Origin of the sequence: Micromonospora costi (genome assembly GCF_003626655.1) — a bacterium.
GTDB classification, from domain to species: Bacteria; Actinomycetota; Actinomycetes; order Mycobacteriales; family Micromonosporaceae; genus Micromonospora; species Micromonospora costi.
Map to the genome: position 1 here is coordinate 1,736,597 of NZ_RBAN01000001.1, position 23,267 is coordinate 1,759,863.

Here is a 23,267-nt window from a genome sequence, read left to right on the forward strand (position 1 = left end):
CCGCAGCGTCAGCCCAGGCGCCACACCTGGAACGTCGGGCCGTCGCCGGGCAGCGTCACCGTGCCGTCGCCGTCCGGCCGCAGGCCGGGCGCGCCGCCGTACACATTCTCCGCGGCCGGCAGGCCGGCCAGCCGGACCGGCGTGGCGGGCGCCCGCCGGGCCAGCACCAGCACCGAACCGGCCGGCGACTCGCGCAGGAACACCAGGCTGTCCGGGTCGTGGTGCACCGGGCGCAGGCCACCGTGGCGCAGCGCCGGCTCATCACGTCGCAGCGCGATCAGCGCCCGGTACGCGGCGAGGGTGCCCCCGTCCCAGCGCTCGGGCCGGTGCCACGGCATCGGGGTGCGCGAGGCCTCGCCGTTGTCGCCGGTCAGGCCCAGCTCGTCGCCCGCGAAGATCATCGGCGTGCCGGGCATGGTGGCGAGCAGCCCGGCGGCCACCTCCTGCCGGGCCGCGTCGCCCACCACCGTCCGGATGCGGGCCGAGTCGTGCGAGCCCAGCAACTGCCACGAGTGGGTGTACGAACGCCACGAGACCATGCTGCGGTAGGCGTCCATGGTGGCCAGGACGGCGGCCGCGTCGCGCCGCCGGGCGCCGCCGGGCGTGCCGAGGAAGTTGGGCACCGGCTGCTCGCCGTGACGCAGCCAGGACCAGACCGGATCGGTGAAGCCGACGTAGTTCATAGTGCCGTGCCAGCCGTCCCGGTCCAGGTCGCCGGTGTGGTCGTGGCCGTGCTCCGCCATCAGCAGGGCGTCGGGCCGGGTCTGCGTGACCACGGCCCGCAGGAGCGCGGCCACCTCGTGGGTGTACGCGTCGGCGCCCCGCCGGCCGGTCATGTTCGCCACGTCCACCCGCCAGCCGTCCAGCCGGTACGGGTCGCGCAGCCACCGCCGCAGCAGCGAGTCGGGCGCGGTGGCGAAGCGCCGGCGCAGGTCCGCGCTGCCCCAGTTCAGCTTCGGCAGCGACCTGACACCGTTCCAGGACTCGTAGTCGCCGGTCGCCTCGTCGAAGTAGTACAGCCCCCGCTCGGGCGCGCGGACGTCGGAGGCCGCCGCTCTGAACCAGCGGTGCGCGTCACCGGTGTGGTTGCTCGTGATGTCGCCGAGCAACCGCCAGCCCCGGGCGTGCACCGCGTCGGCGAGCCGGGCCAGGGCGGCGTCGCCGCCGAGCAGCGGGTCCACCCGGTCGAAGTCGGCGGCGTCGTAGCGGTGGTTCGAGCGCGCCGGGAAGATCGGCGTGAGGTAGAGGGTGTTCACCCCGAGCCGGTCCAGGTGGTCGAGCCGCTCGACGATGCCGTCGAGGTCGCCGCCGTAGAACTGGTACGGCGTCTCCGGGCCGCGCCCCACGACCGGGGTGTCCCAGTCGCAGGGGACCGCCCAGTCCGGCGCCGCCCGACGGTCCGCCGCGGCCGAGCGGGCGAACCGGTCGGGAAAGACCTGGTAGATCACCGCGTCGCGGGCCCACCCGGGCGGCGGGGCGTAGCTGACCAGCCGGAAGTCGCCGCGATCCGGGACGTCGTGGTCGACCAGGCCGGCCGCGTTGAGCCAGCGGTGGTCGCGCCGGCCGGTCAGCAGGAACCGGTAACCGCTGACCGGATTGCGGACCTCGACCGGCACCCGCCACCACACGTCACCTCCGTCGACCCGGTCGACCACGGCCTCGGTGAACCGGGGCTCGCCGTCGCCGGTGGTGCGGACGTGCACCTGGCGTACGTCGCTCCCCACCGGCACCCGGACGAAGACGTCGACGGTGTCCCCGAGCGCGGGCTCCTGCTCGGGGACGTACAGCGCGGAACCGTCGTGGTGCGGCAGCCCTCTCATCCCTTGACGGCTCCGGCGGTGAGACCGGAGACGATGTACCGCTGGAGGACCTGGAAGACCAGCACCGTGGGGATCGCGGTGAGCAGGGTGGCCGCCGCGAACATCCCGAAGTTGTTGTTCCGCTCGTTGCCCTGCAACATGCCGTACATGCCGACCGCGAGGGTCTTCGAGTCGGTGTCGGTGAGGAAGACGTTCGCCATCAGGAACTCGTTGATGGTGCCGATGAAGGCGAGCAGACCGGTCACCGCGAGGATGGGCGCCACGAGCGGCAGCATGATCCGGAAGAAGACCTGGGCGTGCGTGGCGCCGTCCATGGTGGCCGACTCGTCGAGCTCCCTCGGCAGGGTGTCGAAGAAGCCCTTCATGAGCCAGGTGTTCACGCCCAGCGCGCCGCCCATGTAGAGCAGGAACAGCCCCCACGGCGTGTTGAAGCCGAGGCCCGGCCACAGGTCGGTGATCGTCGTGAAGATCAGGAAGATCGCCACGATCGCCAGGAACTGGGGGAACATCTGGATCAGCAGCAGCGAGAGCAGGCCGGTGCGGCGTCCGCGGAACCGCATCCGGGAGAAGGCGTACGCGGCCAGCGCCGACAGGGCGACCGACGCGAGCGAGGCGAGGCCGGCGATCAGCAGCGAGTTGAGGAACCAGCGCTCGAACGCCGTCCGCGCGAACAGTTCGCGGACGTTGCCGAACGACACCCCGTCGGTCGGCACCAGGTCCGTGGAGGAGAGGGTGCCCAGCGGGTTGAGCGCGGCGGAGAGCACGAACACGATCGGGAAGAGGCTGAACACGACGGCCAGCACGGCGACCAGGTGCCGCCAGCCGGCCTGGGCCAGCCACCGGTTTGTCCGCCGGCCCGCGTTCCGCCGGCCGGGCGGTGAGCCGGCCGCGCCGCCGGTGACGGCGGGCCCGGTGAGCCTGGTCATGCGTACACCTCCTCCTGTTTACGGGTTCGCCGGAAGCTGACTGCCGAGACGACCGCGACGATGGCGAAGATGAAGATCGAGATGGCCGCCGCGAAGCCGAACTCGGCGCCCTGCCCGCCGAAGGCCAACCGGTAGGTGTAGGTGATCAGCAGGTCCGTCGCGCCGTTGGTCGGGTTGTCGGCGGGGAACGGTCCACCCTCGGTGGTCAGGTAGATCGCGTTGAAGTTGTTGAAGTTGTAGGCGAACGACGAGATCAGTAGCGGGGACAGCGCGACGAGCAGCAGCGGCAGGGTGACCGACCGGAACGACTGCCACGGCGAGGCGCCGTCGACCGACGTCGCCTCGGTCAGTTCCCGCGGGATGGCCTGGAGCGCGCCGGTGGCCACCAGAAACATGTACGGGTAGCCGAGCCAGAGCTGGACGAGCAGCACCGCCGCCCGGGCCGACCACTCCTGGCCGAACCAGTTCACGCTCAGCCCGAACAGGCCGTTGACGAGGCCGAAGTCGGTGTTGAACATGTCGCGCCAGACCAGCAACATCGCGAACGACGGCATGGCGTACGGCAGGATCAGCAGCACCCGGTAGAGGTTGGTGCCGCGCATCCGCGGCGAGTGCAACGTCAGCGCGACGAACGTGCCCAGCAGGAACGTGCCGGCGGTCGAGCCGAGGGCGAAGGCGAAGTTCCAGATGAGCGTGCCGAGGAACGGACCGGAGATGTGGTCGTCGGTGAGCACCCGCGTGAAGTTGCGCAGCCCCACGCCGACCTTCCAGCCCTGGGCCAGCCGCTCCCCGTCGGCGGCCACGAACGAGCCGGTCGACTCGTCGGCGGCCCAGGTGCGGCCGGTCTCGGCGTCGCGGATGCAGTCGCATCCCGCGTCGTACGCCCGGACGGCCTTGCCCTCGTACGCGCGGGACAGGCCCGCGGACCGCAGGGCGCCGCCGTCGGTGGGCACCACCAGCTCGGTGATCTCCTGGCTGCGGGCGCTGGACTGGCCGAAAGTGAGCACGGTGTAGCCGTCCGCGGCGGTGACCTTCCCGCCGGGCGCCACCGTGACCTCGCCGGGGTCGAGGCGGCGCAGGCCGTCGGCGTCGCCCACCGAAACGCCGCCGGTGGCCGGGTCGGTCACGAGGAAGACGAGAGGGCCGGTGGCGGGGTCGCCCTCGGTGGCGACGGAGAGGGCGTACTCGGCGGAGCCGGGCACCTGCTTCACCGAGGCGGTCTGGATGGCGACGATCGCGTCGTCCTTGCTGCCGCGGTGCCCGTCGCCGAAGTTGGTGAACGCGGTGCTGGCCGTGTAGAGCACCGGGAACACCTGGAACGCGATGAGGAAGAGCGTGCCCGGCACGAGGTACTTGGCCGGGACGTGCCGTCGGGTGAGGTACAGGTAGAACAGGCCGACGGTGGTGGCCGCCAGCAGCGCGAGACCCACCCACTTCTCCGCCTCGACCAGCGGGAAGGCCGCCCAGATCGCGATGCCGGCCACCAGGCCGAGCAGGACCACCTTGACCGCGAGCCCGGTCACGGTGATCGGCGCGTGGTCACGCGCGGTACGGCGCCTCGGGGGCCGGGAGCCGACGGGCTCCCGGCCCGGGGCCTGCGTGGACCCCGGGCCGGACAGCGACGTGCTCATTACTTGATCTGGCCTGCGATCGTGGTGCCGGCCGCGGTGATGGTCTTGGCGGGGTCGGCGCCGCCGATGACGGCGGCCTCGGCCTTGCCGAACGGGTCCCAGATCGCGGCCATCGCCGGGATCGCCGGGAGCACCTGGCCGTTGCGGCCGGCCTCGGTGAACTTCGCGAGGTCCGGGTCGGTGCCCTTGACCTGGTCCAGCGCCGCGGTCAGCGCCGGCGGCCGGGGCTCGGCCTGGTACAGCGCCACCGCCAGGTCCGGCTTGGTCACGTAGTTGGTGACGAACTCCTGCGCGAGCGCCTTGTTCTTGCCCTTGGACGCGACGTAGAACGCCTGCACGCCGACGAACGGCTGGGCCTCCTTGCCACCGGCGAAGCCGGGGACCGGGGAGATGTCGTACGCGATGCCGGCCTTCTTGACGTCCGCGACGGCCCACGGGCCGGAGACCAGGAAGGCGCACTTCTTACCGGTGAAGGTGGCGATCGAGTTCTCCGGGGTGATGGAGCGCTTGAGCGCGCCCTCGCCCTTCTCGCCGAGCGCGCCGATCTTCTTGAACGCCTCGACCGACTCCGGCTTGCCGACGCCGAGGTCCTTCGGGTCGTAGTCGCCGTTGGCCGTGGTGCCGAAGAGGTAGCCGCCGGCCGAGGTGTAGAGCGGGTAGATGTGGTATGCGTCGCCGTTCTGGCCGGCCTGGAGGCAGAGGATCTCGCTGGCCTTCTTGTCGGCCTTGAGCTTCTTGCCGGCGGCGACCAGGTCCTCGATGGTCTTCGGCGCTTCGGGGGCGAGCGCGGTGTTGCGGATCAGCGCGAGGTTCTCCATGGCGTACGGCACGCCGTAGAGCTGGCCGTTGAAGGTGACCGCCTTGACGGCGGTCTCGTTGAACGCGCTCTTCTGGTCGGCGGCGAGCTGCACCGGGTCGATGGAGCCGTTCTGCACGAGGTTGCCGATCCAGTCGTGCGCGCCGACCACCACGTCGGGGCCGCTGCCCTGCTGCGCGGCGGTCACGAAGTTGGTCTGCAGGTCCTTGGAGACGGCCTGCACCTCGACGGTGACGCCGTTCTCCTGGCCGAACTTCTCGGCGAACGGCTTGAGGGCGGCCGTCCGCTTGTCGTCGGCCCAGATGACCAGCTTGCCGGACGCGGCCTGGGGGGATTCCTTCGTGGCCGGCTCGTCGCTGTCGCCGCCACAGCCCGAGGCGGCGAGCGCCAGGGCGAAGACGGCGACCACACCCGCGGTACGGATGCGCATCGGTACTCCTGTCGTCATGGCGGGGCCCGCCGGGGGGCGGCGCCCGCCAGGGGGAAACCTCTGGAAGTTCTTGCCAACCGGCGCATGTACGTTGCGCCGCTGCTCTCGCGTGTTGCGGGGACGTTAGCAAGGGGTTTCAGAGAATGGAAGGGCTTGCAGAACCGTACGCAAGAACTTGCCGGTGGGCTAAAGTGCCGCCATGCGCGCTCGACTGTCCGACATCGCCCAACAGGCCGACGTCAGCGAGGCCACGGTGTCGCGGGTGCTCAACGACCGCCCCGGCGTGGCCCCCGAGACCCGGCAGGCCGTCCTTACCGCCCTCGACGTGCTCGGCTACGAGCGGCCGGCCCGGCTGCGCAAGCGCAGCGCCGGCTTGGTGGGCCTCGTGGTGCCGGAGCTGGACAACCCGATCTTCCCGGCCTTCGCCCAGGTCATCGAGTCCACTCTGGCGCAGAGCGGGTTCACCCCGGTGCTCTGCACCCAGACCGCGGGCGGTGTCACCGAGGACGAGTACGTCGAGATGCTGCTCGACCGGCAGGTCTCCGGGATCGTCTTCGTCTCCGGCCTGCACGCCGACACGGCGGCCAACCACGACCGCTACCGGGCGCTGATCGCCCGGCCGTTGCCGATCGTGATGATCAACGGATACGTGCCGGACGTGGCGGCGCCCTTCGTCTCCTGCGACGACGGTGAGGCCGCCGAACTGGCCGTCGCGCACCTGGTCGCCCTCGGGCACCGGCGGATCGGCCTCATCACCGGCCCGGACCGGTTCGTGCCCGTACGGCGCAAGGTCGCCGGCTGGCGCAACGCCATGAGCCGGCTCGCCGGGCTGACCGAGTCCGACCTGGACGACCTGGCCGAGCTGACCCTCTTCGGTGTCGAGGGCGGCGAGGCGGCCGCCGGACGGCTGCTCGACCGGGGCGTGACCGGCGTGGTCTGCGGCTCGGACCTGATGGCCCTCGGCGCCGTGCGGGCGGCCCGGCAGCGCGGCCTGTCGGTCCCCGGCGACCTCTCCGTGGTCGGCTACGACGACTCGCCGCTGATGGCGTTCACCGACCCGCCGCTGACCACCATGCGCCAGCCGGTCATCGCCATGGCGGTGGCCGCCGTCCGGGCGCTGGTCGACGAGATCAACGGGCACGCGGCGCCGCACACCGAGTACCTGTTCCGCCCGGAGCTGGTGGTGCGGGGCTCGACGGCGGTCGCGCCGGCGGCGGCCCGCCCGGCGGGCGGCGGCTCGACCCGGCGCCGCCCGACCCCGCCCGCCGTGGCCGTACCGGCCTAGGGTCTGCGTCGAAGTCCTCGGTCGAGCCGGGCCCGCCACAGGCCGGCCAGGGACTTCGACACAGACCCTGAGCGCGGCGGGGCGGCACGGCGCCGCGTGGACGCCCGACCGTTTCTTGCGCAAGGAATGCTTGACTCTTTCAGCGTCCGGCCGGCATTCTGCTCAGACGCCCGTGCTCGCCCGCGTCGCGCCGGGTGCCGCCGTACCGCACCGAGAACGGGGACCCCGCCGATGACCGCCAGCCAGCCCACGCCGCCGAGCACCGACCACGACTGGTGGCGCTCCGCGGTCGTCTACCAGGTCTACGTCCGCAGCTTCGCCGACGCGAACGGCGACGGCATCGGTGACCTCCAGGGCATCCGGCGGCGGCTGCCGTACCTGCGCGGGCTCGGGGTCGACGCGCTCTGGCTGACCCCCTTCTACACCTCACCCATGGTCGACGGCGGCTACGACGTGGCCGACTACCGCGACGTCGACCCGATGTTCGGCACCCTCGCCGACTTCGACGAGATGATCACCGACGCGCACGCCCTCGGGCTGCGGATCATCGTCGACCTGGTCCCCAACCACACCTCCGACCGGCACCCCTGGTTCCGGGCCGCGCTGGCCGCCGCACCCGGCTCGCCCGAACGCGACCGCTACCTCTTCGCCGAGGGCCGGGGCGAGCACGGCGACCTGCCGCCCAACGACTGGGAGAGCATCTTCGGCGGCCCGGCCTGGACCCGGGTGGCGGACGGCCAGTGGTACCTGCACCTGTTCGACCCGGCCCAGCCGGACCTGAACTGGCGGCACCCCGAGGTCCGCGCCGAGTTCGAGGACGTGCTGCGCTTCTGGCTGGACCGCGGCGTGGACGGCTTCCGGATCGACGTGGCCCACGGGATGATCAAGGCCGAGGGGCTGCCGGACGTCGGCTTCAGCACCCTGACCACCGGGCGACGCCAGGTCGAACTGCTCGGCAAGGGGCGCCTCCCCTACTTCGACCAGGACGAGGTGCACGACATCTACCGCGCCTGGCGGCCGATCCTGGACGGCTACCCCGGCGGGCGGATGGCCGTGGCCGAGGCGTGGGCCGAGACGCCGCAGCGGCTGGCCCGCTACATCGGCCCGGACGAGCTGCACCAGGCGTTCAGCTTCGACTTCCTCGACGCCACCTGGTCGGCCGAGTCCTTCCGCAAGGTCATCGACACGGCGCTCGCCGAGGCGACCATCGTGGGGGCACCCACCACGTGGGTCCTCTCCAACCACGACAAGCAGCGGCACGTCACCCGCTACGGTGACGGGCCGGAGGGGCTGCGCCGCGCCCGGGCGGCCGCCCTGCTGATGCTCGCGCTGCCCGGCTGTGCGTACCTCTACCAGGGCGAGGAGCTGGGCCTGCCCGAGGTGCTGGACCTCCCCGACGAGCTGCGCCAGGATCCGGCGTTCCACCGCACGGGCGAGAGCCGCGACGGCTGCCGGGTCCCGATCCCGTGGGACGGCGACACGCCCCCGTACGGCTTCGCGCCGCAGGGGTGCGACCTGAGCTGGCTGCCGGCGCCGGCCACCTGGGCCGCCCTCTCGGTCGCCGCCCAGACCGGCGTGCCCGGCTCGACGCTCGAGCTCTACCGCGCGGCGCTGCGGATCCGGCACACCCACCCGGCGCTGGCGACCGACACCGGTGGCGTGACCTGGCTGGACACCCCGCCCGGGGTGCTCGCCTTCTCCCGCGCCGCGGGCGACCGGGCACTGACCTGCGTCGTCAACATCAGCGGCGCGCCCACCCGCGTCGACGGCCACGGTGAGCCGCTCGTCGCCAGCGAACCGCTCACCGCCGACAACCTGCTGCCAGTCGACGCGGCTGCCTGGTTCGAACGCCGCTGAGCGGGTAAGCCGTCATCGACCTGGTCGTCCGCCGTGCCCCGCGCCGGCGGGCGGCTGGGGCACCGGCCCCTTGTGGTGGGGGGTGAGGTGGCGCCGGCGCCTCGCGGGGTCCGACTCCGTGGGGCGCCGGCGTCCGTCGGCACCCGGTACGCCACAGTGGCCGGTCCACGGACGTGTCGTCGCCGTGCCCGCGGGGTACCGCTGGAGACAGTCGGTGGGAGGTGGCGCATGGTGACCCGGGTGACGCAGTACACGCTCGACGTGACGGACGTCGACCGCATGGTGGCGTTCTGGTCCGCCGCGCTCGGCTACATGGCCGAGCAGGGCGGCGACGGCAGCGCGAAGCTCTACCCGCCGCCGGGCGAGGCCGGCCCCACCGTCTGGTTGCAGGGCTCGGGCACCGAGAAGCGCGGCAAGAACCGGCTGCACCTCGACCTGGTCAGCGACGGTGACCCGGCCGCCGAGGTGCGGCGGCTCGTCGACCTCGGCGCCCGGCACGCCGACGTCGGGCAGACCGGTGACGAACATTTCGTGGTGCTCGCCGACCCCGAGGGCAACGAGTTCTGCGTCCTGGACCGGCCGCCGGCCCGACCCTGACCCGGCGGGGCTCACGCCCCCTTCGCTGTCAGGATCTCGGCGATCCGGCGGAAACCGGCGCGCAGCTCGGCCTCGGTCGGCGGTTCGGCCGGCTCGCCGTGGCCGGCCTCGTCGGCGGCCGCGTCCAGTTCCTCGTCGATCGTGTCCTCGAAGTCGCCGTAGAGGTCGGCCTGGTCCACCTGGGCGACCTCGTCCGCCGCCGCGATCTGCGCGGCGGCGATCTCGCTGCGGATCTCCTCCGCGGACAGCGCCGGCAGCAGCGGCTCGACGACCGCCATCAGCTGCTCCTCGGCCACCACCGCCTCGGCCAGCGCGAGCGCGTGCGGGCGCTCGTACGGGCCGCACACCACCGGCTCCCATTCGTCGTCGTCGCCGAGCGGCCCGAACGTGATGATCCACGGCAGGCCCAGCATCGGCGAGTCGCTCGGCAGGTCCAACGTCACGAGTGCGCCCACCGGCTCATCATGGTCCGTCGTGCGGGCCGTCCGGGGCTCATTCACCCGATCCGCCCACCGAGGGTGCCGGCGGCAGGGCCGCCTGCCAGTGCGCGCCCCACTCGTCGCGCAGCCGGGCCGCCGCGGCGTCGTCCAGGCCGTAGCTGGTGACCGTGAGGCTCACCGGCGACACCTCGGCGCTGTCCAGTGGACGCTCCGCCAGCGCGGCCAGCAGGTGGCCGGCGTCGTCGACCACCATCCGCAGATACCGGCTGTCGTGCCAGGGCGAGCCGCCCGCCGGGAGGGCGGCGAGGAGCTGCCCGCCGGTCGCCGCGCCGGTCAGGTAGACGGTGCGACGCGGCCCGGTCGGCCGCCGCTCCAGCAGGAACCGCAGCTGTTCGAGGAAGGCCCGCCACCCCTCCACGATCACATTGAAGCCGTCGTCGCCGTCGCTCGGCACGACCAGCTGCACGAGCGTCCGTGTGCCGTCGGCGGCCAGCAGGAGTGCCGACCCGTCGGCCAGGGCGAGCCGGCCCGGCGGGAAGCGCTCCGCACCGTCGAGGAAGATCTCCTGGATCTCCTCGTCCAGCCCCTCGTACTCCCAGCCGAACCAGCGCCGTATCTCGGCCGGCTCGCTCAACGCCGCCCAGACCCGTTCGACGGGCGCGTCCACGGCGATCTCCAGCGCGCGGACCTCCGGTTCGATCATCGTGCTCCTCTCGTGCCGCCCTCAGCCGGGGCGGGATGCGTCCAGGGCCGCCCGGACCAGCGCGAGCGCCGCGTCGGGCGGCACACCGAGCCGGCGGGCCTGGACGGCGTAGTCGGCCGCCGCCCGTTGCAACCGGTCCAGCGCGTCGTCGCGGCCGGGCGCCACGAAGGTGCCGTTGCGGCCCCGGGTCTCGAGCAGCCCGGCGCCCTCCAGCTCGCGGTACGCCCGGGCCACCGTGTTCGGCGCCAGGTTGAGGTCGGCGGCGAGCTGCCGCACCGTGGGCAGCCGCGTGCCGACCGGCAGGCGGCCTTTCCCGATCAGCTCGGCGAGCTGCCCGCGCACCTGCTCGTACGGTGGCACCGACGAGTCGAGGTCGACCGAAATCCGCACGTCCGGCTCCTCCCTGCTCAACTGGCACCGCCCGGGGTGCCGGGGGCGATGTCCTCGTCGAGGTCCGCCGACGGGGGGCCCTCGGCCAGGTCGACCACCCGCCCTCGGGTGCTGGTGGCCGCGAGCGCCGCGCCGAACAGCAGCAGTTGGTTGAGCAGGTAGAGGTAGAGCAGCAGACCCACGGCCCCGGCCACCACCGTGTACGCCGGGTTCCGCTCCGTGCGGACCACGTAGTAGCGGCCGACGGTGTTGAGCAGCGTGATGCCGATCGCGACCAGCCACACCACGGGGCGCAGCCGGTGCCGGCTCATCCGCAGCCGGGGCACCGCGACCAGCAGCAGCACGGCGAGCACCGCGTTGACCAGGATGCTGAGCAGCGCGCTCAACGTGGTGAGGCCGAGCGAACCGGTGCTGCGCAGCAGGAAGCGCAGCACCGACTCCAGCGCGTCGACGGCGGCCACCGACACGCCGAGCAGCACGAAGACGACCACCATCACGCCGATGTCGACCAGCCGGCGGATCACCAGGTTGCCGGGCTGCTGGTTCAGCCCGTACATCAGGCGCTGCGAGGACCGGATCGCCTCGATCCAGCCGATCCCCGTGAACGTGAGGATGATCAGGCCGACCACGCCCACCGTGCCGCTGCTGTCGGCGATCTGCGCCGGGTCGAGGAAGGGCAGGTTCTCCCCGAGGAAACTGCCCGCGGCCCGGCTGAACTCGTTGTTGTCGTCCAGGGTCGCGCCGAAGATGGCGTAGACGACCAGGGCGAGCGCGAACACCGCGAAGAAGCCGTAGTAGGCGATCGCGGCGGCCAGCCGGCCGCCGAGCACCTGGGCGTAGAGCGCGCCGGCCCGCCAGACGTGGTCGAAGACCGGCGAGCGACCGCGGGCGGCGCTCACCCGGCGGTCGATGGCCGCCTCGACCCGCCCGATCACGTTCACGCCGTCATCCTCGCCGATGTGGGCACGCCGTGGGGGTAACGTCGCGGGCGCGCCCGCTCGCCGGCCGGTCAGCCACCCAGCCGGAAGTCCCGCCGCGGCTGCCAGCGGGCCTGCCCGCTGTGCGAGAAGAGGGTGAACGACTCCACCTCGAACATGGCGGAGAAGTCGGCGAGATCCTCGTACGCCTTGTCCAGCGCCTCCGGCGCGACGTCCTGCGCCACCGTGACGTGGGGGTGGTACGGGAAGCGGGCCTCCCGGCGCAGCTCCGGCGCGGCGCTGATCGCGGCGGCGAGCAGTTCGCACTCGCTGATCCCGGCCGCCACCGCCACGAAGACCACCTGGGTGACCGGACGGAACGTGCCGGTGCCCCGCAGGTGCAGGGTGAACGGCAGGTGGGCTGCGGCGACGGCCGCGAGGTGCCGCTCCACGGCCGCCAGGGTGGCCACCGGTATCTCGGTCGGCCCGAGCAGGGTGACGTGCGCCGGGATGTCCGCGGCCTGCGGGTCGCCCGCCTCGGCGCGCCGCCGGGTGAGCTGGCCTCCCCACGGCTCGGGGATGTCGACGGCGACCCCGATCTGGATGAGATCGCCCTCCCCGGGTGCCTCGTCACTGCGACCCACGCTGCGCGCCACCTCTCCGGCCAACCGCCCGTCCACCCGTCCTGCGCCGCGTCGCGGCGCTACTCGCCGCGCACCGGCGGGAAGAAACCGACCCGCTCGTACGCGGCACGCAGCGTCGCGCCCGCCACGGCGCGGGCCTTCTCGGCGCCCGCGGCGAGCAGCTTGTCGAGCTGGGCCGGGTCGTCCAGATAGCCGCGCGTGCGCTCCTGGATGGGGCGGACGAACTCGGTGACCACCTCGGCCAGGTCCTTCTTCAGGTCGCCGTAGCCCTTGCCGGCGTACGCGGCGACCAGCCCGTCGATGCCGCGGCCACTCAGTGCGGAGTGGATGGTCAGCAGGTTGGAGATGCCCGGCTTGCCCTCGGCGTCGAAGACGATCTCCCGGCCGGTGTCGGTGACCGCGGAACGGATCTTCTTGGCGGTGCGGGCCGGCTCCTCCAGCAGGTCGATGATGCCGGCGGGCGAGGACGACGACTTCGACATCTTCGCGGTCGGGTCCTGCAGGTCGGTGATCTTCGCGGTGTCCTTCACGATGTGCGGGGCGGGCACCGTGAAGGTCTTGCCGAACTGCGTGTTGAACCGCTGGGCCAGGTCGCGCGAGAGCTCCAGGTGCTGCCGCTGGTCCTCGCCGACGGGCACCGCGTCGGCCTGGTAGAGCAGGATGTCGGCGGCCTGGAGGATCGGGTACGTGAACAGGCCGACGCTGGAGCGCTCGCTGCCCTGCTTCTGCGACTTGTCCTTGAACTGGGTCATCCGGCTCGCCTCGCCGAACCCGGTGATGCAGCCCAGCACCCAGGCCAGCTGCGGGTGCTCGGGCACCTGCGACTGGACGAAGAGGGTGCTGCGCTCCGGGTCGAGGCCCAGCGCGTAGAGCTGGGCGGCGGCCACCCGGGAGCGCTGGCGCAGCAGCGCCGGGTCGTGGCCCGCGGTGATCGCGTGCAGGTCGACCACGCAGTAGAACGCGTCGTGGGTGTCCTGCAGGGCGACCCAGTGCCGCAGCGCGCCCAGGTAGTTGCCGAGGTGGAACGAGTCGGCCGTCGGCTGGATGCCGGAGAAGACGCGGGGGCGCGCGGGAACGTCGGGCATGCCGCCAATTCTGTCAGCACGCCCGGGCGTGCGTCATGACGGGCCGGCGGGTCGGCCTCCGTTCGCCGCGGCCGGCGCCGTGGCCTCCCGCCGCTGCTCCGGCAGGCGTACGGCGGAGACCGCGATCCGGGCCACCCGGCGGCCCTCCAGCGCCAGCACCCGCAGCAACCACCCGCCGGGCGGGTCGCCCGTTTCCGGTGCGCCCGCCTCGGCCGGGCCGGCGGCGACCGGCACCTCGTCCCCGGCCACCGGCAGCCGCCCGAGCGCGGCCATCACGAACCCGCCGACCGTCTCGTACGGCCCGGCCGGCAGCGCGATGCCGGTGCGCTCGGCGAAGTCGGCCAGGTTGAGCCGCCCGTCGACCACGGCGGGCAGCCCCGCGTGCGCCAGGTCCGGCGCGGCGCCGTACCCGTCGTGGATCTCGCCGACGAGTTCCTCGATCAGGTCCTCCAGGGTGACGATGCCGGCCGTGCCGCCGTACTCGTCGACCACCACCGCGAGGTGGTGCCCCTCCCGACGCATCTCGGTCAGCGCGGCGAGCACCCGTTTGCTGCCGGGCAGCCGCTTCACCTCCCGGGTCAGCTCGCCGACGGTGGCGCACGGGTCGGCGTCGGGCCGCAGCAGCACGTCGCGCAGGTGGACGAGACCGACCACGTCGTCGTGGGTGCCGTCGGTGACCGGGTACCGGGTGTGCGTCTCGACCCGCACCAGGCGGGCCGCCTCGGCGATGGTGAGGCCGGCGGGGAGGAAGACCACCTCCGTGCGGGGCATCATCACCTCGCGGATCAGCCGCGCACCGGCCACCAGGACCTCGTCGATGATGCGGCGCTCGTCCGCGTCCAGCAGCGTGTTCGCGGCGACCAGGTCCCGCAGCTCGGCCTCGCTGATGCGCTCCCGCCCCGCCGCCGGGCTGGCTCCGAGCAGGTCGGTGACGAGCCGCGTGGCGGCGTCGGCGGCGCGGACCACGACCCGGGCCACCGCCCGGGCGACCGGCCCCGGCTCGCGGGCGCTCCGGCGGCGCGCGCGCCGCCGGTGCTCGGGACCGCCCGCTTCCCGCATGCCAGAGATGGTAGACACCGGGACGTCCCGACGCCGGGCTTCCGCGGTCCTCGCCACCATGTTCAACTTTGTTGGATCGTGAGAGTTTATGATGGAATCGGGTTCCTACGGCCGCGGCCGGCGCCGACCGGCCCGCCCGTAGGGTGAGCACCGACACCGGCCGCTCCCGGGCCCGCTCAGGCAGGAGGCAACGACGTGAAACTGCTCGTCACCGGCGGTGCCGGCTACATCGGCAGCGTGGTGACCCGGATGCTGCTCGACGCCGGCCACCAGGTGGTCGTCCTCGACGACCTGCGCACCGGTCACCGGGAGGCCCTCGCCCCCGACGCCGTCCACGTCGACGCGCCCGTCCACGACGCGGCCCGGGTCGTCACCCGGGAGGCCGGCTTCGACGGGGTGCTGCACTTCGCGGCCCTCATCGCGGCCGGCGAGTCGATGGTCAGACCGGAGCTCTACTGGCACACCAACACGGTCGGCTCGCTCGCCCTCATCGACGCGGTCCGGGCCGCCGGGGTGCCCCGACTCGTCTTCTCCTCCACCGCCGCCGTCTACGGCAACCCGACCGAGCTGCCGATCCCCGAGACCGCGGTCAAGGCCCCCACCAACACGTACGGCGCGACGAAGCTCGCCGTCGACATGGCGCTCACCTCCGAGGCGATCGGGCACGGGCTCGCCGCCGTCTCGCTGCGCTACTTCAACGTGGCCGGTGCCCACCTCGACGGCGACGTCGCCCTCGGCGAGCGGCACGACCCGGAGACCCACCTCATCCCGATCGCGCTGGAGGTCGCCGCCGGCCGACGCGAGAAGCTCCAGCTCTTCGGCGACGACTACCCCACCGCCGACGGCACCTGCGTCCGCGACTACATCCACGTGGCCGACCTGGCCCGGGCGCACCTGCTCGCGCTCGACGCGGCCACCCCTGGCCAGCACCGGATCTACAACCTCGGCAACGGCAACGGGTTCACCAACCGGCAGGTGGTCGACGTGGTCCGCGAGGTCACCGGGCACGCCGTGCCGGTCGAGATCGCGCCGCGCCGCGAAGGCGACCCCGCCGAACTGGTCGCCTCGTCCCGCCTGGCCCGCGAGGAGCTGGGCTGGGAGCCCCGCAAGCCGACCCTGCACGACATGGTGGGCGACGCCTGGGCCTTCTACCGCACGCACGTCCTGGAGCAGGCATGACCGACGTCGCCGACCGCGCCGGCGCCGGCTTCGACCGGGAGTTCGGCGGGTCGCCCGCCGGCCGCTGGGCGGCACCCGGACGCGTTAACCTGATCGGCGAGCACACCGACTACAACGACGGTTTCGTGCTGCCCTTCGCGCTCCCCCTGCGGACGGTCGCCGCGGCCGCCCCGCAGGACGGCGCCCGGTGGACCGTCTGGTCGGAGCTGTCCGGCGAGACGATCGAGTTCGGGGCCGACGAGGTCGCCGAGCCCGCCCGGGTCACCGGCTGGGGCGCGTACGTCGCCGGTGTGGTGTGGGCGCTGCGCGAGGCCGGGCACGACGTGCCGGGTGCCCGGCTGGCCATCGCCTCCGACGTCCCGCTCGGCGCCGGGCTCTCGTCCTCCGCGGCGCTGGAGGCCGCCGTGATGACCGCCCTGGTCGACCTCGGCGGCCTCGACCTGCCCGCCGAACGGCAGCCCCGGCTCGCGCAGCGCGCCGAGAACCACTACGTCGGCGCACCGACCGGGATCATGGACCAGTCCGCGGCGATCCGCTGCCGGGACGGGCACGCGCTCTTCCTCGACTGCCGCAGCGAGGAGGTCGAGCACATCCCGTTCGACCTGCACGGCGCCGGGCTCGCCATGCTCGTGGTCGACAGCCGGGCACCCCACCGGCACGCCGACGGCGAGTACGCGGCCCGCCGCAGGTCCTGCGAGGCCGCGGCCGCGCGACTCGGCGTACGGGCGCTGCGCGACGTGGGCGTCGACCAGCTCGACACCGCACTGGCCCGCCTCGACGACCCGGAGACCCGGCGGCGGGCCCGGCACGTGGTGACCGAGGACCAGCGGGTGCTCGACACGGTGGCTCTGCTGCGCGCCGGCCGCGTACGCGAGATCGGGCCGCTGCTCACCGCGTCCCACGTCTCGATGCGCGACGACTTCGAGATCACCGTGCCGGAGATCGACACCGCAGTCGAGGCGGCGCTCGAGGCGGGCGCGCTGGGCGCGCGGATGACCGGCGGCGGGTTCGGCGGCTGCGTCCTCGCCCTGGTCGAGGTGGACGCCGCCGAGACGGTCGCCAGCGCCGTCGCCGCCGCGTACGCCGAGAAGGGCTTCCAGGCGCCCGCCCACGTCACGGTGCTCCCCGCCCCCGGCGCCACCCGCCTGGACTAACCCCCACCCCGCCCGGCCGACCCCGCCCGGTCCGCCCGCCGACCGCAGGCCGACTTCCGGGTTGATCAAGAGGTTTGCGTCAGATTCCGGCCGGATTCCGACGCAAACCTCTTGATCACCGGAGCTGGGCGGCCGGGCGGACGGGCGCCGGGCGGGGCGTCGGGCCGGGCGGGCGGCGGTCTGGATTGGACGGTCGATAGGGTGGCCGCCGGCCGGGATCGCGGACCGGGGAGGCCACATGAGCGACGCCGGGATCGCCGTCCAGGAGCGGGCGGTGGCGCTGATGCGGGTGGGTCGGCACACCGAGGCGGCGCGGCTGCTGCGCGGCGTGCTCGTCGAGCAGCCGGAGCACGTCGGGGTGCTGCTCCAGCTCGCCCGCTGCCACCGGGCGCTGGGCCAGCTCGCCGAGGCCATGCGGCTGGTGGACCGGGCGCTCGGCTCCGCCTCGACGCAGGAACACCTGCTCGCCGAGAAGGCCCGGATCCTGCTCGCGGCCGGGCACCCCGCCCACGCGGCGGCCGCTGCCCAGCAGGCCCTGGAACGCGCACCCCGATCCTGGGAGGCGCACGGGCTGCTGGCCGAGGCGCTGCTCACCCTCGGCAACCCCAACCGGGTGGTGGCCGCCCGCCGGCACGCCGACACCGCGCGGGAACTCGCCCCGCAGGTGCCCGACGTCCACCTGCTCGACGCCCGCCTGCACGCCCGGATGGGCCGGCTCCGGGACGCCCGCGCGGCCTGCCGGCAGGCCCTGGCTCTCGACCCCACGTACGAGCCGGCGCTGAGCCAGCTCGCGCTGCTCGACGCCCGGCAGGACCGGACGGAACGCGCGGCGCGGGGGTTCAGCGACGCGCTCGCCGCGGACCCGCAGGCCAGCTGGAGCAGTCAGGCGCTCGCCGCGGTCTCGCTCGCCCTGTGCTGGCGGCTGTTCGACGTGGTGGCACTGGTCGCCGTCGCCCACTGGGTGCTGGTCGCGGCCGTCCTGGACGCGGGTCGACCCGTACGTCTGGTCGCCGCGCTGCTCGGTCTCGCGGCCGCCGCGGCGTGGGCGGTGCGCTCCTGGCGGCGGCAGCCGGCGGCGGCGCGCTGGCAGCTGCGCCGGCACCTGCGCTCGACCTCGGCGGTGGTGTGCGTGCTGCTCACCCTGGTCGCGGCCGCCGGGCTGGTGTGCAGCGGGCTGGCCCCGCGCACGGACAGCCCCGCCGGCGGGGTGGGCGCGCTGCTGCTGTTCCCCGGTGTCGTGGTCCTGGCCGTCCGGCTGTGGCGGCAGGCGAAGCGCCGCGCCGCCCCGGCGACCCGCCGGCTCGGCTACGCGGTCTGGACCCGCCTGGCCGCCCGCGCCGCCACCTCGACGCCCGCACCGGCCCCGACCCCGGCCTCCACTCCCACCCCACCTCGGTGATCAAGAGGTTCGGGTCGGATTCCGGCCGGATCCTGACGCGAACCTCTTGATCAGCAGGAGCCCGGCGGGCGGAGGTTCAGCCCGCCTCCACGATCATGCCGGCGCCCACCGTACGGTTGGTGGTCTCGTCGATGATGACGAAACCGCCGGTGGTGCGGTTGCGGCGGTACTCGTCGGCGAGCAGCGGCACCGTGGTCCGCAGCCGCACCCGGCCGATCTCGTTGAGCCGCAGCTCGCCCGCCGACTCGTCCCGGTGCAGCGAGTTGATGTCGAGCCGGTAGTGCAGGCTCCGCACGATCGCCCGGGCCGACCGGGTGGTGTGCTTGATCGCGTACCGGCCGCCGACCTGGAGCGGCCGGGTCTCGTCCATCCAGCAGACCATCGCCTCGATGTCCTGCGCCGCGGCCGGGGCGTTGTTCGGCCGGCAGATCATGTCGCCGCGCGAGATGTCGATCTCGTCGGTCAGCCGTACGGTGACCGACATCGGTGGGAACGCCTCCGCGACCGGCCCGTCGGCGGTCTCCACGGCGGCGATCCGGCTCGTGAAGCCGGACGGCAGCACCATGACCTCGTCACCCGGCTTCAACACGCCGGAGGCGACCTGGCCCGCGTAGCCCCGGTAGTCGGTGACGGTGGTCGACTGCGGACGGATCACGTACTGCACCGGGAAGCGCACGTCGACCAGGTTGCGGTCGCTCGCGATGTGCACCCGCTCCAGGTGGTGCAGCAGCGCCGGCCCCTCGTACCAGGGCATGTTCTCCGAGCGGCTCACGATGTTGTCGCCCTTGAGCGCCGACACCGGGATCACCGTCAGGTCGGGCACCTCCAGCTTCGCCGCGAAAGCGGTGAACTCGTCGGCGATCCGCTCGAAGACCTCCTGGGAGAAGTCGACGAGGTCCATCTTGTTGACGCACAGCACGAGGTGCGGCACCCGCAGCAGCGAGCAGAGGAACGCGTGCCGGCGGGACTGCTCCACCAGCCCCTTCCGGGCGTCCACGAGGATCAGCGCGAGGTCGGCGGTGGACGCCCCGGTGACCATGTTCCGCGTGTACTGGATGTGCCCCGGGGTGTCGGCGATGATGAACTTCCGCCGCGGCGTGGCGAAGTACCGGTACGCCACGTCGATGGTGATGCCCTGCTCCCGCTCCGCCCGCAGGCCGTCGGTGAGCAGCGCCAGGTTCGTGTACTCGTCGCCGCGCGCCGCGCTGACCGCCTCGACGGCGGCCAACTGGTCGGTGAACAGCGACTTGGTGTCGTAGAGCAGCCGGCCGATGAGGGTCGACTTGCCGTCGTCCACGCTGCCCGCGGTGGCGAACCGCAGCAGATCCATGCGCCGGGCCGGGGCCGGTGGGGCGGTCTCGACGGTCATCAGAAGTAGCCCTCCCGCTTGCGGTCCTCCATGGCGGCCTCGCTGACCCGGTCGTCACCGCGGGTCGCGCCACGCTCGGTGATCCGGGTGGCGGCCACCTCCTCGATGACCTTCTCGACCGTGTCGGCGTCCGAACGCACGGCCGCCGTGCAGGACGCGTCGCCCACCGTGCGGTAGCGGACGCGAGCCTTGAACCGCTCCTCACCCGCACGCGGACGGAAGAACTCGTTCACCGCGTAGAGCATGCCGTCGCGCTCGACCACCTCGCGCTCGTGCGCATAGTAGATCGACGGCAGCGTGAGCCGCTCCCGGGCGATGTAGTGCCACACGTCCAGCTCGGTCCAGTTGGACAGCGGGAAGACGCGGATCGACTCGCCCGGGTGGTGCCGGCCGTTGTAGAGCGCCCATAGCTCGGGGCGCTGGTTCTTCGGGTCCCACTGGCCGAACTCGTCCCGGAAGCTGAACACACGTTCCTTCGCCCGGGCCTTCTCCTCGTCGCGCCGCGCGCCGCCGAAGAGCGCGTCGAAGCGGTGCTTCTCCACGGCGTCGAGCAGCACCGGCGTCTGGATCCGGTTGCGCATCCCGTCGGGGGACTCCCGCACCAGCCCGCTGGCCAGGGCCTCCGGCACGCTCGCCACCACCAGCTGCAGGCCCAGCTCCGCCACCCGCTGGTCGCGGTACTCCAGGACCTCCGGGAAATTGTGCCCGGTGTCCACGTGCATCACCGGGAAGGGCACGTTCGCCGGAGCGAACGCCTTCTGGGCCAGCCGGAGCATCACGATCGAGTCCTTGCCACTGGAGAAGAGCAGCACCGGCCGCTCCATTTCGGCGACGACCTCGCGCATCACGAAGATGCTCTCCGCCTCCAACGCGTCCAGGTGGGAGACCTGGTAGACGGGGGCGGTCATGACCTCGGCCCGATCTGCTCGCTCATCCGATTTCCAGACCTTCCCGATCGGAGATGTCAGGAACTGCGGTCAGGCTACCCGGAATGTCTCTGCAACGCCGCAAGCAACCGGGGGGCGAGATCCTTGCGACAGACCAGCAGGTCCGGCAGGCGTGGATCCGCCTCGTTGTATTTCAGCGCAGATCCATCGATACGGGAAGCGTGCAGACCGGTGGCCGTCGCCACAGCCACCGGCGCCGCCGAGTCCCACTCGTACTGGCCACCGGCATGGATGTACGCGTCCACCTCACCCGTCACCACCGCCGCGATCTTCGCACCCGCCGATCCCATCGGCACCAGGTGCGCGCCCACGTCCTCCGCCAGGTCGCTGAGGAACACCGGCGGACGACTGCGGCTCGCCGCCAGCCGGATGACCCTGCCACCGGCGGTCGCCGCCTCCACCGTCATCGGCGGGTACGCCGGCGGATAGTCGGTGGCCAGCACCCGGTGCTGCGCCGGAAGACCCACCGCGCCCGCCACCAGCCCGTGCGGCGTCGGTGCCGTACGCGACCACAGCGCCACGTGCACCGCCCAGTCCGACCGCTGCTCCTCGGCGAACTCCCGGGTGCCGTCCAGCGGGTCGACGATCCACACCCGGTCCGCGGTCAGCCGCGACACCGCGCCGACGTTCACCTCCGCGGCCCAGGCCAGCCGCGACCCCTCGTCCTCCTCGGAGAGCACCGCGTCACCCGGACGCCACTTCGCCAGCTCGGTGCGGATCAGATCGTGCGAGACCTTGTCCCCCGCCGACTTCAACGCCCCCGGGTCGGCGAAGCCCATCTCCGCCCGCAGCCCCAGCAGCGCCTGGCCCGCCCGCGACGCCAACCACCGCGCGAACGCCCCGTCGATCATCGGAGGACTGCCCATGACATCCCGCTCCCGTCGCCTCGCCCGGCCCGGGTCGTCGCCGGCCGCCGACGCGACCCGTGCCGCCGGTCACACACGCCGAAAGGCGCAGACTACCGGCCCGCGGCCCCCGTACGGGCGCGCCCCGCCCGGCGTCAGCCCCCGTGGTAGAGGTTCTGCGTGGGCTCCACACCCCGGGTGATCACCGACTCCACCACGTCGGCCGCCCGATCGACGAGGAACTCCAACTCCTTGCGCTCGACCGCCCCGAAGTCCGACAGCACGTAGTCCGCGGGATCCTGCCGCCCCGGCGGCCGGCCGATGCCGAACCGGACCCGCACGTACTCCTTCGTCCCCAACGACTTCGTCATCGAGCGCAACCCGTTGTGCCCGCCCTCGCCGCCGCCGCACTTCACCCGCAGCTGCCCGTACCCGATGTCCAGCTCGTCGTGCACCGCGACCACCTGCCCCGGCACCACCTTGTAGAACTGGGACAGCGCCGCCACCGGCCCGCCCGACAGGTTCATGTACGTCAACGGCTTCACCAGCACCAGGCGCGGGCCACCGAAACCCAGCCGCCCCTCCGCGACCTCCGCCACCGCCCGCCGGTGCCGGCCGAACTTCGCGCCCACCCGCTGCGCCAGCAGGTCCGCCACCATGAAGCCGACGTTGTGCCGGTTACCCGCGTACTCCCGGCCCGGGTTGCCCAGGCCGACCACCAGCCACGGCCCCGCCTCGTCCGTCACGACCCGCCCTTCCCGCAGTCGATCCCAGAAACGCCGACAGGCGCCCCCGAACGCCGGGGACGCCTGTCACACGTGAACGGCCGATCAGGCCTCGGTGCGCGCCGGCTCGGTCTCCTCGCCCGGCGCCTCCGCGGAGTCGGCACCCTCGGAGCCCTCGGTGACCTCGCCGACCTCGGCCTCGGCCTCCTCGGTGGCCTCCTCGACCTCGGGCAGCGTGGCCTCGAGCTGCTCCGCGGTCGGCGCGGCGGTCACCGTGGCGACCGGCAGCTCCGGGTCGGCGGCCAGCTCGACACCAGCCGGCAGCGCGACGTCGGCCGCGGTCACCTGGACGCCCGGCTCCGCGCCCTCGATCGACGCCTCCAGGTGGTCCGGAACGCGGGTCGCGTCCGCGGTCACCGACAGCGTGTCGTGGTCGTGCACGATCAGGGTGTTGTTCGCGGCCTCACCGGTCAGCTCGACCGGGACCTCGACGGTGACCTTCTCGCCCCGGCGGACGAGCAGCAGGTCGACGTGCTCGAACGTGTCCTTCACCGGGTCACGCTGGATCGCCTTCGGCAGCGCCAGCACCTGCGTGCCGTCGCTCACCTCGATGGCGAAGAGCTGGTTGGCGCCGCCCTTGCGGATCGCGGCCGCGAACTCGCGGGCCGGCAGCGCGATGTGCTTCGGCTTCTCGCCGTGGCCGTACAGCACGGCGGGCACCTTGCCGGCCCGGCGGGTACGACGGGCACCACCCTTGCCGAACTCGGTACGGGGCTCGGCGCTGATCTTTACCTCGGACACGGGGAAACTCCTGATGCTTCGCGGCGCGGCTTGTCGACTGGCGGTGCTGGGGCGAGGGGCTCGCTGGGGCTCATGCGTCATGAACGACTGCCCGGAGCACCGCGTCGATGACGGCGCCTCCGTGCGGCGCTTCGTCAGCGGCCCGCCGGGCACCCTCGCCGTGGCAACCGCACCAGTCTACCCGAGCCGATTCCCCGCCTTCCGCCAGTCCCCACCTACCGGCCCGGGAGCCTCCAGAAGGCCCGCC

General features: G+C 73.1%; 22 protein-coding genes. 6 read left to right on the forward strand and 16 right to left on the reverse strand.

The features are described from left to right. Positions 1 to 8: 8 nt before the first annotated feature. The 4 genes from D7193_RS07830 to D7193_RS07845 are packed head-to-tail and all read right to left on the reverse strand — an operon-like array spanning position 9 to position 5,624. Positions 9 to 1,820: a glycoside hydrolase family 13 protein gene (locus D7193_RS07830; RefSeq protein ID WP_120778612.1), complete on the reverse strand. Its 1,812-nt coding sequence runs from the start codon at positions 1,818 to 1,820 to the stop codon at positions 9 to 11. Then, on the reverse strand, positions 1,817 to 2,746 hold the full coding sequence (locus D7193_RS07835) for a sugar ABC transporter permease (protein WP_120778613.1): 930 nt from the start codon (positions 2,744 to 2,746) through the stop codon (positions 1,817 to 1,819). Before D7193_RS07835 ends, D7193_RS07830 begins: the two co-directional genes overlap by 4 nt. After that, positions 2,743 to 4,377, reverse strand: a complete 1,635-nt coding sequence (locus tag D7193_RS07840) for an ABC transporter permease subunit (protein ID WP_120778614.1) — start codon at positions 4,375 to 4,377, stop codon at positions 2,743 to 2,745. Before D7193_RS07840 ends, D7193_RS07835 begins: the two co-directional genes overlap by 4 nt. Then, positions 4,377 to 5,624 carry a sugar ABC transporter substrate-binding protein gene (locus D7193_RS07845; protein ID WP_120778615.1) on the reverse strand — a complete coding sequence of 416 codons (1,248 nt, stop codon included), beginning with the start codon at positions 5,622 to 5,624 and terminating at the stop codon, positions 4,377 to 4,379. Before D7193_RS07845 ends, D7193_RS07840 begins: the two co-directional genes overlap by 1 nt. A gap of 199 nt (positions 5,625 to 5,823) precedes the next feature. Between D7193_RS07845 and D7193_RS07850 the strand changes: the two genes are divergently transcribed. The 3 genes from D7193_RS07850 (at position 5,824) to D7193_RS07860 (ending at position 9,363) form a co-directional block, all read left to right on the forward strand. Further along, positions 5,824 to 6,909, forward strand: coding sequence for a LacI family DNA-binding transcriptional regulator (locus D7193_RS07850; RefSeq protein ID WP_120778616.1), 1,086 nt, complete (start codon positions 5,824 to 5,826; stop codon positions 6,907 to 6,909). 231 nt (positions 6,910 to 7,140) lie between these two features. Continuing rightward, the gene (locus D7193_RS07855) at positions 7,141 to 8,766 is read left to right on the forward strand and encodes a glycoside hydrolase family 13 protein (RefSeq protein ID WP_120778617.1); all 1,626 of its coding nucleotides are present in this window, start codon (positions 7,141 to 7,143) and stop codon (positions 8,764 to 8,766) included. 228 nt (positions 8,767 to 8,994) lie between these two features. After that, entirely contained in the window at positions 8,995 to 9,363 is a 369-nt protein-coding gene (locus D7193_RS07860) for a VOC family protein (protein WP_120778618.1), read from the forward strand. A gap of 11 nt (positions 9,364 to 9,374) precedes the next feature. Here D7193_RS07860 and D7193_RS07865 read toward each other — a convergent pair whose 3' ends face one another. The 7 genes from D7193_RS07865 to D7193_RS07895 form a co-directional block, all read right to left on the reverse strand. After that, entirely contained in the window at positions 9,375 to 9,818 is a 444-nt protein-coding gene (locus D7193_RS07865) for a hypothetical protein (RefSeq protein WP_120778619.1), read from the reverse strand. A 37-nt stretch (positions 9,819 to 9,855) separates the two neighbouring features. Beyond that, positions 9,856 to 10,506 (reverse strand): SRPBCC family protein, encoded by a 651-nt coding sequence (locus D7193_RS07870; RefSeq protein ID WP_120778620.1) that lies wholly within the window; start codon positions 10,504 to 10,506, stop codon positions 9,856 to 9,858. Between the two features lie 21 nt (positions 10,507 to 10,527). Next, positions 10,528 to 10,896, reverse strand: coding sequence for a GntR family transcriptional regulator (locus tag D7193_RS07875; RefSeq protein ID WP_120778621.1), 369 nt, complete (start codon positions 10,894 to 10,896; stop codon positions 10,528 to 10,530). Between the two features lie 17 nt (positions 10,897 to 10,913). Beyond that, entirely contained in the window at positions 10,914 to 11,837 is a 924-nt protein-coding gene (locus D7193_RS07880; RefSeq protein ID WP_120778622.1) for a YihY/virulence factor BrkB family protein, read from the reverse strand. 68 nt (positions 11,838 to 11,905) lie between these two features. Beyond that, a complete protein-coding gene (locus D7193_RS07885; RefSeq protein ID WP_241562845.1) occupies positions 11,906 to 12,457 on the reverse strand; it encodes a 2'-5' RNA ligase family protein in 552 nt (183 codons plus the stop codon). A gap of 59 nt (positions 12,458 to 12,516) precedes the next feature. Then, positions 12,517 to 13,542 carry a tryptophan--tRNA ligase gene (gene trpS / locus D7193_RS07890; RefSeq protein ID WP_120778624.1) on the reverse strand — a complete coding sequence of 342 codons (1,026 nt, stop codon included), beginning with the start codon at positions 13,540 to 13,542 and terminating at the stop codon, positions 12,517 to 12,519. Between the two features lie 33 nt (positions 13,543 to 13,575). Then, positions 13,576 to 14,601 carry a hemolysin family protein gene (locus D7193_RS07895; RefSeq protein ID WP_120778625.1) on the reverse strand — a complete coding sequence of 342 codons (1,026 nt, stop codon included), beginning with the start codon at positions 14,599 to 14,601 and terminating at the stop codon, positions 13,576 to 13,578. A gap of 195 nt (positions 14,602 to 14,796) precedes the next feature. Between D7193_RS07895 and galE the strand changes: the two genes are divergently transcribed. The 3 genes from galE to D7193_RS07910 all read left to right on the forward strand — a co-directional run bounded on the left by galE (position 14,797) and on the right by D7193_RS07910 (position 18,333). Beyond that, entirely contained in the window at positions 14,797 to 15,780 is a 984-nt protein-coding gene (gene galE, locus D7193_RS07900) for a UDP-glucose 4-epimerase GalE (protein WP_120778626.1), read from the forward strand. Next, positions 15,777 to 16,934: a galactokinase gene (gene galK / locus D7193_RS07905; RefSeq protein WP_120778627.1), complete on the forward strand. Its 1,158-nt coding sequence runs from the start codon at positions 15,777 to 15,779 to the stop codon at positions 16,932 to 16,934. The genes galE and galK overlap by 4 nt, the downstream gene beginning before the upstream one ends. A gap of 238 nt (positions 16,935 to 17,172) precedes the next feature. Next, on the forward strand, positions 17,173 to 18,333 hold the full coding sequence (locus D7193_RS07910) for a tetratricopeptide repeat protein (protein WP_120778628.1): 1,161 nt from the start codon (positions 17,173 to 17,175) through the stop codon (positions 18,331 to 18,333). Between the two features lie 76 nt (positions 18,334 to 18,409). Here D7193_RS07910 and cysN read toward each other — a convergent pair whose 3' ends face one another. The 5 genes from cysN to D7193_RS07935 form a co-directional block, all read right to left on the reverse strand. Next, on the reverse strand, positions 18,410 to 19,702 hold the full coding sequence (gene cysN, locus D7193_RS07915) for a sulfate adenylyltransferase subunit CysN (protein ID WP_120778629.1): 1,293 nt from the start codon (positions 19,700 to 19,702) through the stop codon (positions 18,410 to 18,412). Further along, positions 19,702 to 20,610, reverse strand: a complete 909-nt coding sequence (cysD, locus tag D7193_RS07920) for a sulfate adenylyltransferase subunit CysD (protein WP_120778630.1) — start codon at positions 20,608 to 20,610, stop codon at positions 19,702 to 19,704. Before cysD ends, cysN begins: the two co-directional genes overlap by 1 nt. A 74-nt stretch (positions 20,611 to 20,684) precedes the next feature. Continuing rightward, positions 20,685 to 21,515: an inositol monophosphatase family protein gene (locus D7193_RS07925; RefSeq protein WP_120778631.1), complete on the reverse strand. Its 831-nt coding sequence runs from the start codon at positions 21,513 to 21,515 to the stop codon at positions 20,685 to 20,687. Between the two features lie 134 nt (positions 21,516 to 21,649). Continuing rightward, a complete protein-coding gene (gene pth, locus D7193_RS07930) occupies positions 21,650 to 22,240 on the reverse strand; it encodes an aminoacyl-tRNA hydrolase (protein ID WP_120778632.1) in 591 nt (196 codons plus the stop codon). Between the two features lie 84 nt (positions 22,241 to 22,324). Then, positions 22,325 to 23,020 (reverse strand): 50S ribosomal protein L25/general stress protein Ctc, encoded by a 696-nt coding sequence (locus D7193_RS07935; RefSeq protein WP_120778633.1) that lies wholly within the window; start codon positions 23,018 to 23,020, stop codon positions 22,325 to 22,327. Positions 23,021 to 23,267 lie beyond the last annotated feature (247 nt).